Consider the following 12,681-nt stretch of genomic DNA (forward strand, 5'->3'; position numbering starts at 1 on the left):
CCTTACAGTTGAACGGATCGCCCAACTCGCTGCGCCTGCCAGCCCTGCTATTGGGCGCAAGCCTGGCCATGACGCCTTGGGCTGCGACGCTGGCAGCCGGAATGGAGGGCATGGAGGGCATGGATCACGGCAGCCACTCGATGCCGATGGACGCCGCTGACAGCAACGACACGCCAGTGCAGAGCCGCACACCGATTCCGCCCATAACCGATACAGACCGGGCTGCGGTGTACACCAGCCATAACGGGCATCAGGTTCACGACAGCGCCATCAACAGTTACTTTCTGGCCGACAAGCTGGAATGGCAGAACGCAAACGACGGCAGCGCGCTGGCCTGGGACCTGTCCGGCTGGATTGGCGGCGATATCGACCGGCTGGTGCTGCGCTCCGAAGGCGAGCGGACCAATGGCAAGACCGAAGAGGCGGAAATACAGGCGTTGTGGGGCCATGCCATCAGCCCGTCGTGGGATGTGGTCGCTGGGGCACGCCAGGACTTCAAACCTGGCGCGCCGCAAACCTGGGCGGCTTTCGGCCTTCAGGGGCAGGCGATTTCGGACCTTGATATCGAAGCCACGGCATTCATTGGCGAAGCCGGGCAGACCTCTGCGCGCCTCGAAGCCGACTACGACCTGTTGCTGACCAACAATCTGGTGCTGCAGCCCACCGCAGAGCTGAATTTCTACGGCAAAAATGACCCGCAACGCGGCAATGGCTCAGGCCTGTCTACCAGCGAATTCGGCCTGCGACTGCGCTATGAAATCACCCCGCAGTTTGCTCCCTACGTGGGCGTGACCTGGGACCGGTCCTACGGCAAGACCGCTGACTATGCTCGCGAAGAAGGCGACGATGTTGCCGAGGCGCGGCTGGTGGTCGGTTTGCGGATGTGGTTCTAGGTTCTGTACGAAAAGTCGGCGAGCGAAGGTCAGGCAAGGCAAAAACAGGCGAGGAAGCGGAGTCTACGTGTTGTAAATGAGCATTCCGAGCCTGTTTTTAACGCAGCATCACCGAGCGCAGCCACTTTACGTACAGAGCCTAGGCATCGGAAATGCAAATGGCATTGCTGTAGGCCTGCCGTATAATCCCCGGTTTTCTCCAGAGCACCCTCCCCGTGGCCAACAAACGGTACGCCTGCATCGGTCTTTACAATCCCAAGTCCCCGGAAAACGTCGGCTCCGTCATGCGCGCGGCAGGCTGCTATGGCGTGGCGTCGGTGTTCTATACCGGTAAACGCTATGAGCGAGCGCGGGACTTCATTACCGACACCAAGAAAATCCATCAGGACATTCCGCTGATCGGCATCGAAGACCTCAAGAGCATCCTGCCGCTGGGCTGCATTCCGGTTGCCGTGGAGCTGGTGGAAGGTGCCCGCGCTCTGCCTGAGTACACCCACCCTGATCGGGCCTTGTACATCTTCGGCCCGGAAGACGGTTCGCTGGATCAAGAGACCCGCGACTGGTGCGAAGACGTGGTCTACATCCCCACCGAGGGTTGCATGAATCTGGCGGCCACGGTCAACGTCGTGCTCTACGACCGCATGGCAAAGGGGATCAATACCCGTTCAGGCCCGCAGTTCGGCCGCGAAAAAACTGATCCGTTGAACGACCGCTAACACAAAAGCATTGAACCTGTGTTGTTCGTGGGTAGTCAGTTTCTCTGAATCGAAAAGACTACCTTCGACCTACCGCCTCATGGAGAGCCATCATGCGCGACACACCGATCATCGAACGCATCGACACACCTGAACTGCTTCAGCAAAACCCTCGTCAAAACGTTCAAGGCTGGGAGCGTATCGGCTCACTGGCAGGCGGCGTACTGCTGATGGGCAAAGGCGTCCGTCGTGGCGGCTTCCTGGGTCTGATCCAGTTGGCCATCGGCGGCGCAGCGCTGGCTCGCGGCATCAGCGGTCATTGCTCGGCCAAAAGCCTGATGGAAAAAGGCCGTAGCGACCTGCAAAGCGCCCGTTCGACCATCGAACGTGCCGGTGCCGAGTTGAGCAACCTCAAGGACGACGCAGAAAACGCCGTCAAGGATACCGTTGCCAAAGGCGTAGAAGCGCTGACCGAGCCCAAGCCGGTCGTCTAAACGTTCAACCTGCGCGAAATATCAGGTAATCCTCCCAGTCGTCTTCGGCCACCGTGTTCTCACTGAGCATACGGCCGGACTGGGAGATACGTTCGCGATGCACGGCTGTGCGATCACCACACACCAGATGATGCCAGTGCGGCAAGTCCTTGCCCTCGCTCACCAGACGATAACCGCAGGTCGGCGGAAGCCATTTGAATTCGTCAGCCTGACCCGGCGTCAGCTGAATGCAGTCCGGCACTGACGCGCGACGGTTCGGATAATCGGAACACTGACACGTCGTCAGGTCCAGCAGCTTGCAGGCAATACGCGTGTAATAGACGCTGTTATCTTCCTCGTCTTCCAGCTTTTGCAGGCAACACAAACCGCAGCCATCGCACAACGACTCCCACTCCTCGGTATTGAGCTGGTCGAGGGTCTTGCGAATCCAGAAGGGTTCAACGGTAGCGGCCATGGTTCGGACAACGGTATCGATAATGAAAAGGCCGCCAGTCTAGAGGCACAAAGGGTGCGGGCCAAGCCTTTGCGACTGTCGGTAGCCGGGACTTGTCAGCCGGAAAGCAAAACAGTAGCGTTAACGCGTTTCCCGATGCGTTCAGTCGATGCCTGCCGACCACGGCCCATCCAGCCACGCTCGTTTTCCACCTTCGCTTTCAAGGATTTTTCATGAGCACAAACCCTCGCATCGCCGACCACCCTATCGACCCGCAATTCACCGAACGCTGGTCGCCCCGTGCCTTCAGTGGCGAAAGCATTGATCAGGAAACCCTGCTGAGCTTCTTCGAAGCCGCACGCTGGGCGCCGTCCGCCTATAACTCGCAACCCTGGCGGTTTCTGTATGCGCGTCGCGACACACCAAACTGGGAGCGTTATCTGGGTCTGTTGAACGAGTTCAACCGTAGCTGGGCACAGCATGCTGCGGCATTGGTGATCGTCATTTCCAAGACCACCTTCACCGCACCCGGCGCAACAGAAGAAGGCCCGGCCTTGTGGCACACGTTCGACACCGGATCGGCATGGGGTTATCTGGCATTGCAGGCCAGTCTGAGCGGCTGGCACACCCACGGCATGGCCGGTTTCGATCAGGATCTGACCCGCAAGGAGCTGAATATTCCAGAGGGCTACGCACTGCATGCCGCCGTGGCGATAGGCAAACTGGGCGACAAGTCGACGCTGCCGGATTACCTGCAAGGTCGCGAAGTACCTAGCCCGCGCAAACCGCTGGCAGAACTTGCGGCTGAGGGTGATTTTTCGCTGTAACTGATTTTTTCTGCGGTAGAAGACCGCGAGCCGACGCGTGATGTGTCGGCTCGCTCACAACAGGCTCAATAGCCGCGCGAGAAATCCACTTCTCCGCGCAAGGCTTCTCCGGCCTGAAACGCGTTCAGGTTATGCACGAACAGCTCGGTCATGGCGACCGGAGATGTCGGTGCCGAACTGTGACCGGTCAGCAGCAGACCGTATGCCGTCCAGAACGGGTGCCGCTGTGGCAACGGCTCCTGGCGACAGACGTCAATCACCGCGCCCGCCAGATGCCCTACCCTTAAGGCTTCGACCAGATCCGCATCCACCACCGCTACGCCGCGCCCGACGTTGATGAACAGCGCCGTCGGCTTGAAAGCGGCGAACAGCTTCGCGTCGTACAGGTCGTGAGTGTCCGGGGTGTTGGGCAGCAGGTTGATGACGTAGTCCATTTCGCCGAGCAGACGTTCGATGTCCGACAGCGCAGCCACTTCAATGAACGGCTGCTGGGTCCGCGCGGTAGACGCCACCCCGTAAACCTGTACGCCGAACGGCACGAGGAACTCGGCAACGCGCTGGCCGATATCACCGGCCCCCACGATCAACGCTTTGCGGCCCGCAAGGCTTTGCCCGGTGCGGTTGTCCCACTTGCGCTCGACCTGACTCATCAAGCGCGCCAGCACCTCACGCTCGTGACCGAGCATGTAGGTCAAAACGAATTCAGCCATGACCTGACCGAAAATGCCCACGGCCCGGGTCAGGCGATAATCCCGCGACAGACCGCCCATCAATAGCGGGTTGATCCCGGCCCAGGTGGATTGCAACCACTGCGGCTTGTGTCCCTGGCGCAATAGATTGGCCATCAGGTCCGGCTGTCCCAGCCAGACCGGGCAGTCGTTGGCCATCCGCGAGAGCTCGGCGGAGTCACCGCTGCTGAAGACTTCCAGCCCGGGCGCAGCCTTGCGCAACAATTGGGTATAAACGGGGTAATCGTGCTCGGCAATCAGAACGCGCATGTTTCAAAAACCTTAAAAACGGGACAGGCGACCCACAACCGATGTGGGCCGCTTTACAACACGATCTACAACAACAGCAACGATCACATGGGGTCGTTACGGCGCAGCAGTTCTTCGGGCAAGTGCTCGATGTACTCGTCTTCGGCCGGAGGCATCTGCAAGTGATAGCCCTGGCTGTCGAGGTTCTCCAGCACCAGATTGATGTCTTCGCGCGCCAGCGCCCGCTCGGGGCTCAGCACCAGATCAAAGGCATGCACCGGCTTGCCGAACGCCACCAGCAGTTCTGGCGGTACACGCTTGAGAACATCGCTCTTCAGCACGTAGAGGTACATCTCGCTTTTCTTCGGGCTGCGATAAATCGAGCAGATACGCTTCAAGACTGTTCTCCGGGGGTAGCCAGGCTATCGAGCAGCGCCTGACCCATCAATTCGCGACGCCAGCCACGCAACGAATCGGGTAATTGATAAGGACCGTCGGGGTAGCCGCTTTTGAGCAGCGCTTCGAGGGTCTTCTTGCGCAGCATCAGCTCGGGCGCCATGTCCATTTTCTCGGCGTACTGCTGGCCAATCGCGCGCAGGCGTTTGATCGAACCGGCGGCGTCGACCGGGAGTGGCTCGGGCAGCGCAGGCGGCCACGCTTCCGGCGGCAGGCTGCTCGCCGTCTTGATCAGCTCCAGCAGAAACTCGCCGTCATGCCGCACGGTACGTGGGTGCATGTCTTCGATCCGCGCCAGCGCACCGAGGTTATCCGGCTGGGTCTTGGCCAGCGGCCAGAGCGAATGTTCACGCACAATGCGGTTACGCGGCAGGTTGCGGGCACGAGCCTCACGCTCACGCCACGCGCACAGCTCGCGCAGTACCGCCAACTGGGCGCGGGACAGCTTCCAGGCCAGTTTGGCGTCGCGGTAGACCTCGTACGGGTCAACTTCACGGCGCAGGTTGGCAACCAGTTCCGCGCCGTCATCCAGCAGCCAGGCGTATTTGTCATCGGACAGACGCGGGCGCAGGATCGCGAACAGCTCGGCAAGGTGCACCGCATCTTCGGCGGCGTAGCTGATCTGCGTCTCCGACAACGGACGTTGCAGCCAGTCGGAACGGGTCTCGCCCTTGGGCAGGTCGATGCTGAGCACTTCCTGCACCAGACGCGAATAGCCCATGGAAAACCCGAGGTTCAGGTAAGCGGCTGCCAATTGGGTATCAAACAGCGGAACCGGCAGGCTGCCGGTCAGGCGCAGCAGGACTTCGAGGTCTTCGCTGCACGCATGAACCACTTTGATGACGTCGGGGTTTTCAAGCAACGCAGACAGGGGTCGCCAGTCGTTGATCAGCAGTGGATCAATCAGCCAGGCGCTTTTACCGTCGCCAATCTGCAGTAACGCGGCTATCGGGTAGAAGGTGTCGACCCGCATGAACTCGGTGTCGAGCGCGACAAAAGACAGCGACTGCCATTGTGCGCAATGCAGGGCGAGGCTGTCGTCGTCGCGAATCCAGTGAATATCGATGGCCACACGGCTCTCCCTTGAACAATGGCGCGCAGTATATATCGTCATTGAAGGTTATCGCGCGTCTGTCGTCCACGTCTGGCCGATCTTCATGCAAATGACAGGCTGAAAGGAGGACATGTGTGGCGCGAGCGTGACCTAGTCAGCTTTGCCCGCCCCACTGCGGCACGTCGCGAACATGTCCAGGCTCGGGTTATAAACCTTGGTGTCGACCTTCAACAGACCCAGCATCGAGTGAAAAAGATTGTCCTGGCTCAACGGCGCATTGCGCTGCTTTGCCAGACAGTCAGGGGTGACTGAGAAGGACTTCTGATACGTGTCGGACAGCCAGATCATCATGGGCACATGCTTTTGCTGATCAGGGGCCAGAACATAAGGCGTACCGTGCAGGAACAGGTTGTACTCGCCGAGTGATTCACCGTGGTCCGACAAATACACCATGGCGGTATCGACGTTGTCCTGGTTCTTGCGCAACAGATCGATCAGGCTCGACAGCACATGATCGGTATACAGCAGCGTATTGTCATACGCATTGACGATAGTGTCCCGACTGCAATTGTTCAGCGCGTTGCTTTCACACACTGGCGTAAACTTTTCAAATTCCTTGGGATAGCGCTTGAAGTATTCCGGCCCGTGACTGCCCATCTGGTGCAACACCAGAACGGTATCTTTATCCAGACTGTCGATAAAGTTCTGCAAGCCCTGCAACAGAATCTCGTCCCGGCACTCGTGACTGTTGCACAACAGCGGGTCCTTGAGGTCGCTGACATCCTGGAACTTCACCCGGTCACAGGTGCCCTTGCAGCCGGACTGATTGTCGCGCCAGATGACATCTATGCCTGCGCGCTGCAACACATCCAGCAAGCCTTCCTGATTACGCGCCACGCTTGCGTTGTAGTCCTTGCGGCCCATGCTGGAAAACATGCAAGGCACCGACACTGCGGTTTCGGTGCCACAGGAATAAACATCGGTAAACGCCACCAACCCGCTCTCCTTGTTCAGGTTGGGCGTGGTGTCACGGCCATAGCCGAGTATCCCGAAGTTTTCAGCACGGGCACTTTCGCCGACCACCAGCACGGTCAGCGACTTGCGGGTGTGTGAGGCCCAGTCAGGGGAGCGCTTGGCGTCCTCGCCAATCTTGACGAATGGACGCTGAGCGGAGACGACCTGCTCACGCAGATACTCCACAGAAGCGCCGATATAATTGCTCGGTACGACCATCAGACGCAACTCATGGTGATTGCGAAACAACGATGACAAGCCCTGATAATTGGCCATCGCCGCCCCGCCGATCGCAGCGCAACAGACTACGCCAACCACCAGCTTGCTGAACAGCTCGCGGTGCCAGCGACGATAACTGATCGGGGTCTTCCACAGTATCAGCGACGGCAGCAGACCCAATAACGCGATATACAAGACCAGTTTCAAGGACAGTAAACCTTGAACTTCGGTCGCATTGGTTTCGGCAAAGTTACGAAACATGCCCGCATCAATCATGACACCGTATTCCGTCATGAAATAAACAACCCCTGCGCTGACCATAAACAGAAAGATCATCACGGGTTTAAACACACGCTGAAACGCCAACAGCGTCAAGAATATATTGAATACACAAAACACCATCAACCCGAAGGCAAAGCGCATGGCAACGCCTTTGGCATCAACGCTGGTAATTGCGAAAAGATGTTGCCACATGTTGATATTGAAACCCAGCAACAGAAAGCCACTGGCAAACAGGGTTACAACTTCTGGACGTAGTGCTCTGGGTGTCGGCATTGTGATCTGCTTATCAAGTTGGTATTCATCGGGTGCAACAGGAGCCAGGCAACTCCCCGATGGCGGGCACTGTAGGCAGCGCGCCATCAATTTTATGTGAAAAACATATGACCGTTGGGTTGAATGAAGCTTATTTCACAGTGAAGGAAACAGGATTGTAAAACCCATGAACTTCGCGGCAGGAATGCCTTCGCAGCCAGCGTGCGAAGGCATCTTGATCAACGTTGCAGTCGAGCAGACCGGATCAGCCTGACCGCGACGATCAAACCGAACGACGGCGATAGGTGCGATAGTGCGGCAACCAGAAATTACGCTCGATGGCCGCCTGCAGTGCTTCGTCCGACGTTTCCAGTGCCAGCCCTTCTGACTGGGCTTCCCTGGCAACCGCCAACGCGATCTTGCGACTGACCTGCTGGATTTCCTTGAGCGGCGGCAGCACCGCGTCACCCTGCCCGGTAACCATCGGCGAACATTCAGCCAGCGCATTGGACGCTGCCATGAGCATGCGGTCAGTGATGCGCGTTGCCTTGCAAGCCACCACACCCAAGCCGATACCGGGGAAGATGTAGGAGTTGTTGCACTGGGCGATGTGTACGATACGACCATTGATCTCGACCGGCGCAAACGGGCTTCCGGTCGCGACCAGTGCATTGCCGTCAGTCCAGCGCAGAATTTCCTCCGGCGTGGCCTCGACCTTGGAGGTCGGGTTCGACAACGGCATGACCAGCGGTTTGGCGCAATGCTTGTGCATTTCGCGAATGACCTGCTCGGTGAACAGACCACGCTGGCCGGACACGCCGATCAACACCGTCGCCCCGGCATGGCTCACCACATCGAGCAACTGCGGGAATACCTCGTCGCCCGCGATCCAGCCAGATACGTCAGCCGTTTTCTGCGCCAGACGCCGCTGGAAGTCCAACAAATTGTCCATGCCTTCGGTCAACAGGCCGAAGCGATCAACCATGAAAATACGCTGGCGCGCTTCGCTTTCGCTCAGCCCTTCGATGCGCATCGCCGCAATAATGTGTTCGGCGATCCCGCAACCTGCCGAGCCCGCACCGACAAATACAACCTTCTGCTGGCCGAGGGTTTCATTCTTGGCCTTGCAGGCCGCCAGCAACGTACCCACGGCCACCGAAGCGGTGCCCTGAATGTCATCGTTGAAGCAGCACAGCTCGTCGCGATACTTTTCAAGCAGCGGCATGGCGTTGGACTGGGCGAAATCTTCGAACTGCAACAGCACATCCGGCCAGCGACGCTGCACCGCATCAATGAACAGCGCGATAAAGTCTTCGTATTCCTTGCCGGTTACCCGCTCATGACGCCAGCCCATGTACATCGGGTCGTCCAACAGTTCGCGGTTGTTGGTGCCGACATCCAGCACGATGGGCAAGGTGTAGGCCGGGCTGATCCCGCCACAGGCGGTATACAGCGACAGCTTGCCGATCGGGATACCCATACCGCCGATGCCCTGATCGCCCAGGCCGAGAATTCGCTCGCTGTCGGTCACGACAATAATCTTGATCCGGTCCTTGGTAGCACTGCGCAGAATGTCGTCAATGCGGTCGCGCTCAGGGTAGGAAATGAACAGGCCGCGATGGGTGCGATAGATCTTGGAAAACTCCTGACACGCCTGCCCCACCGTCGGGGTGTAGATGATCGGCAGCATCTCGTCGAGGTGCGAATCCAGCAATCGGAAAAACAGCGTCTCGTTGTTGTCCTGAATCGAACGCAGGTAAATATGCTTGTCCAGGTCGCTCGCGCACTGTTTGTACTGGCTGTAGACCCGGGTGACTTGCTCTTCGATGGTCTCGACGTTCTGCGGCAGCAGCCCGATCAGATTGAATTCGACCCGCTCTTGCGGGGTAAAGGCACTGCCCTTGTTCAGCAGGGGCATTTCCAGCAGCGATGGGCCTGCGTAGGAAATGTATAAAGGTCGCGAAGTCTTGGTCATTTTCTCTAATCGCCTTTTTCGTCTACTCATTGATTCTGTACGTCGACCGAGGCGGGCAGCCTGGCTCATTTCTTATTGTTTTTTCTGGTAGCCAGTTCTCAATCAGGCCATGCCGAAACCATTCGGCGGGTAAGGTCAGGGAGCACATATTACTCGCCTGAAGATCGGTTGCGACAATTTGTCACGCAACTTGTCACGCAACGCAGGGCCGCGACAATGACGCAGACGCGCTTAAGCAGCCGGCGAATCGTCATCGCTGGCTGGAAGGCGCCATCAGGTTGAGAGAGAAAAGCCCCGACCATCGCCAGGGCCCGGAGCCGTCAGGATGCGTCCGGCTTTTCGGCAATGAGGCCAATGGTGAAACCATCAACGGCAGAGATCCTGCCGCGCCACAAAACGCCCGCGTCACAGATCGGATTGCCGTCCGTGGAATAGGTCCGGCAGTCCTTCAAGTGAATGAAGTGGAATGCAGGCGTGTCTTCCGACGACTCGCCCGGCTTGAAAGAAAGGATCATTTCCTTCATGGATGCATCGGTGCCGTTGCTGAACTGACTGAACGGCGCAGACATATCCTCGGCCAATTGCTCGAAATACGTGTCATGGGAAATAAGGTGCCCGGAAACCAGATTCCCGCCCACCGACAGCGTCACGCCCATCTCGACCTTGGTATTGGCTACGAACTTGACCAGCCATTGCAGCAGCCAGTCGATCTGCTTGCCCTGCCACTTGAACTGGGCGATCACGTCATCGTGGCTCTGACTGGGGGAAGGTTGCGACTTTTGCACTTGATCTACGTCCGACATCAGATAGCTCCTCGCCTCACAAAACGTTGAACCCAAGGTATAGATCAGATCGGGGGAAAGCGAAACCGAGGGGGCTGATTAGTTTTCGACGGGGCGATGGAGTCGGGCAAAGAGCCCCATGGTTTCGCCGTCCTTACGTTAGAGGCGAGCGCCCTGCCAGATGACTCAGTGCTTCATGGGAGAACGCGCGATCAACGCCGTTGCAGTCAGTGCTGGAGAGACCATACTCGTGATTTTTTTTCACCATTACTGATCCAAAAGATCTGAGATCAGCCTGGAGGTCACCTATAGAATCGAGCGATCTATTTCCGAAACGGAGTAAAAGGGATGATTCAGAAAAATCAATCGCTCGGCCTAGAGAACCATACGGCGTTCAGCTGTACATTCCAGCCTGATCAGTTGACCATCGGATTCATCTCGCCCGCGCGAGGCTATCCTGACGGCCCTTTTCCTAGCCTGGAAGACCAGGCCGAGATAGTACAGCGCCTCGATCAGAGCGATGCTGCGGCGCTTTGGCTGCGGGATGTGCCGTTTTACGATCCGTCATTTGGCGACACCGGCCAGGTCCTTGATCCGATGGTCTACGCTGGCTGGCTGGCGGCGCTCACTACTAGAATCGCCGTCGGCACCGCAGGCATCGTCAGCCCGTTGCGAGAGCCAGTGATCACCGCCAAGCAGATCGCTACGGCGGACCAACTCTTGGGAGGCCGCTTTCTCGCTGGCATGGCTTCGGGTGACCGGGCAACAGAGTACCCGGCTTTCGGCGTCGACTTTGCGAGCCGGGCTCAACGCTATCAGGAAGCGGTAACGCTGGTCAAAACGCTGCTTTCAGAGTCATTTCCGCGCCTGAAGACAGAGCATTTCGGCCAGCTGCGGGGCGATATCGATCTGGTGCCAAAACCCGCAGCTCAACGGGTCCCTATCATTGCCATCGGTCGTGCCGGACAGAGCCTGGAGTGGCTTGCGGCAAATGTAGATGCCTGGATCTGGCACGGAGACGCGCTACGCATGCCGGAGGCTGTACCGCATTGGCGTGAAGCAACCGCTTCCAGGGGATTTGTCCCTTTCGGCTACGGCGCAATGTTCGACCTCGACGCCAATCCTGACGCGCCACTACAAACGGGGCGAGTGCTACGGGGCGGTCGACAGGCGCTGAAAGACTTCTTGTCTCGGCAACGCGAAGCCGGAATCAATCATGTTGCATTGAACCTCAAGCCCACGCGGCGCCCATCTCTGGAGGTGATCGATGAACTCCAGGAGCACATTCTCCCCGAGTTTTCCATAACACCAGGCTGAGGCTTCTGGGCACTCTCAGCTGCGTCGTTGCGCGAGGCTTTTGTCACCGGGTTCGTCATCTCGATTCAAAGATTATTCAAGCTGCGATCAACACGCCCGGCAGGCGTGAGATTGGCTCCCAGGTAGGCAACCAGAGCACTGACTTTTGGCAGCGCCTCGCGGCTTCGAAGCCAGACAAGATTCATGGGAAGGCCTTCGGTAGCGTGATCCGGCAGCACCTCCACCAGCCTGCCGCTATTCAGATGCACCTGAGCCAGCCAAGTCGGTAGCTGAGCGATGCCGAGCCCTGCCAACACCGCCATCACCTCACCTTCTCCGTCTCCCACGGCAATGTGCGGATGCATGATCCTGCGCTCCCTATCCCCGGGTTGGCGGCCCTTGAAATACCAAGGGATGGCCATCCCGTCATTTTGCCCATAGCCGATACACTGGTGGGCATCGAGGTCTGACACCGTTTTGGGCTCGCCATGTTGCTTCACATACTCGGGCGCCGCGCAGAAAATCAGCTTCTGTGTTCCAAAAAACTGGTGACCTATGGAGGCAGGCCAGGCATCTGAACCGCCGATCCTGACGACAATATCGATGCCCTCGTGCACCGGGTCGACGTACCGATCGGAAAAAGACACATGAGGCTGCAACCTCGGGTGCTGCTTCATGAAATCAAGAATCAACGGCAGGACATGTAAACGTCCATACGAAGCAGGCAAATCAATGCGCACCTTGCCCTGCGGCTCGGTGTGGATTGAAGTCAGCGCAATCTCGACTTCCTCCAGATCCGAAAGGACCGTTGTGCAGGTACGGTAGAAGGTTTCCCCTGCTTCGGTGAGCGACAACCGACGCGTAGTGCGCTCAAACAGCCGGGTGCGCAGACGCCCCTCCAATCGCGCAATGCTCTTGCTGATCGCCGAGTTGGTCAGGTTCAACCGTTCAGCTGCGGCCGTGAAGCTGCCCATGTCGGCGACGATGACAAACACATCGATACCCTTGAGGCGTTCAGACGAAAACATAGGC

At 58.2% G+C, this 12,681-nt stretch carries 13 protein-coding genes; 5 read left to right on the plus strand and 8 right to left on the minus strand.

Translation table 11 applies throughout. The annotated features are described in order from the left end of the window. Window positions 1-8 precede the first annotated feature (8 nt). The 3 genes from I9H07_RS16215 to I9H07_RS16225 all read left to right on the plus strand — a co-directional run bounded on the left by I9H07_RS16215 (window position 9) and on the right by I9H07_RS16225 (window position 2,082). Window positions 9-893: a copper resistance protein B gene (locus I9H07_RS16215; RefSeq protein ID WP_236425745.1), complete on the plus strand. Its 885-nt coding sequence runs from the start codon at window positions 9-11 to the stop codon at window positions 891-893. 215 nt (window positions 894-1,108) lie between these two features. After that, window positions 1,109-1,609, plus strand: coding sequence for an RNA methyltransferase (locus tag I9H07_RS16220; protein ID WP_236425744.1), 501 nt, complete (start codon window positions 1,109-1,111; stop codon window positions 1,607-1,609). Window positions 1,610-1,701: 92 nt separating this feature from the next. Next, on the plus strand, window positions 1,702-2,082 hold the full coding sequence (locus tag I9H07_RS16225; RefSeq protein WP_024672392.1) for a YgaP family membrane protein: 381 nt from the start codon (window positions 1,702-1,704) through the stop codon (window positions 2,080-2,082). A 4-nt stretch (window positions 2,083-2,086) separates the two neighbouring features. Here the strand turns inward: I9H07_RS16225 and I9H07_RS16230 are convergent, their stop codons facing one another. Further along, complete coding sequence (locus I9H07_RS16230; protein ID WP_024672393.1) at window positions 2,087-2,536, minus strand: YcgN family cysteine cluster protein; 450 nt, start codon at window positions 2,534-2,536, stop codon at window positions 2,087-2,089. A 212-nt stretch (window positions 2,537-2,748) separates the two neighbouring features. Between I9H07_RS16230 and I9H07_RS16235 the strand changes: the two genes are divergently transcribed. Next, complete coding sequence (locus I9H07_RS16235; protein ID WP_024672394.1) at window positions 2,749-3,342, plus strand: nitroreductase family protein; 594 nt, start codon at window positions 2,749-2,751, stop codon at window positions 3,340-3,342. A gap of 65 nt (window positions 3,343-3,407) precedes the next feature. On the opposite strand, the gene I9H07_RS16240 is transcribed toward I9H07_RS16235, so the two are convergent. The 6 genes from I9H07_RS16240 to gvpU all read right to left on the minus strand — a co-directional run bounded on the left by I9H07_RS16240 (window position 3,408) and on the right by gvpU (window position 10,374). Continuing rightward, window positions 3,408-4,340 (minus strand): D-2-hydroxyacid dehydrogenase, encoded by a 933-nt coding sequence (locus tag I9H07_RS16240; protein WP_024672395.1) that lies wholly within the window; start codon window positions 4,338-4,340, stop codon window positions 3,408-3,410. A gap of 83 nt (window positions 4,341-4,423) precedes the next feature. Then, window positions 4,424-4,717, minus strand: a complete 294-nt coding sequence (locus I9H07_RS16245; protein WP_024672396.1) for a YcgL domain-containing protein — start codon at window positions 4,715-4,717, stop codon at window positions 4,424-4,426. Then, window positions 4,714-5,847, minus strand: coding sequence for a ribonuclease D (gene rnd / locus I9H07_RS16250; RefSeq protein WP_058392431.1), 1,134 nt, complete (start codon window positions 5,845-5,847; stop codon window positions 4,714-4,716). Before rnd ends, I9H07_RS16245 begins: the two co-directional genes overlap by 4 nt. A 132-nt stretch (window positions 5,848-5,979) precedes the next feature. After that, entirely contained in the window at window positions 5,980-7,617 is a 1,638-nt protein-coding gene (locus tag I9H07_RS16255) for a phosphoethanolamine transferase (protein WP_058824086.1), read from the minus strand. Window positions 7,618-7,879: 262 nt separating this feature from the next. Further along, complete coding sequence (locus I9H07_RS16260) at window positions 7,880-9,571, minus strand: NAD-dependent malic enzyme (protein ID WP_024672399.1); 1,692 nt, start codon at window positions 9,569-9,571, stop codon at window positions 7,880-7,882. A 320-nt stretch (window positions 9,572-9,891) separates the two neighbouring features. After that, complete coding sequence (gene gvpU / locus I9H07_RS16265) at window positions 9,892-10,374, minus strand: gas vesicle accessory protein GvpU (RefSeq protein WP_024672400.1); 483 nt, start codon at window positions 10,372-10,374, stop codon at window positions 9,892-9,894. 327 nt (window positions 10,375-10,701) lie between these two features. Here gvpU and I9H07_RS16270 point away from each other — a divergent pair, with 327 nt between their 5' ends. Next, window positions 10,702-11,670 (plus strand): LLM class oxidoreductase, encoded by a 969-nt coding sequence (locus tag I9H07_RS16270; RefSeq protein ID WP_236425574.1) that lies wholly within the window; start codon window positions 10,702-10,704, stop codon window positions 11,668-11,670. A 65-nt stretch (window positions 11,671-11,735) separates the two neighbouring features. Here the strand turns inward: I9H07_RS16270 and I9H07_RS16275 are convergent, their stop codons facing one another. Further along, window positions 11,736-12,677, minus strand: coding sequence for a LysR family transcriptional regulator (locus I9H07_RS16275; RefSeq protein ID WP_058824089.1), 942 nt, complete (start codon window positions 12,675-12,677; stop codon window positions 11,736-11,738). Window positions 12,678-12,681 lie beyond the last annotated feature (4 nt).

Source organism: Pseudomonas syringae (assembly GCF_023278085.1).
Classification (GTDB): Bacteria; Pseudomonadota; Gammaproteobacteria; order Pseudomonadales; family Pseudomonadaceae; genus Aquipseudomonas; species Aquipseudomonas syringae_Q.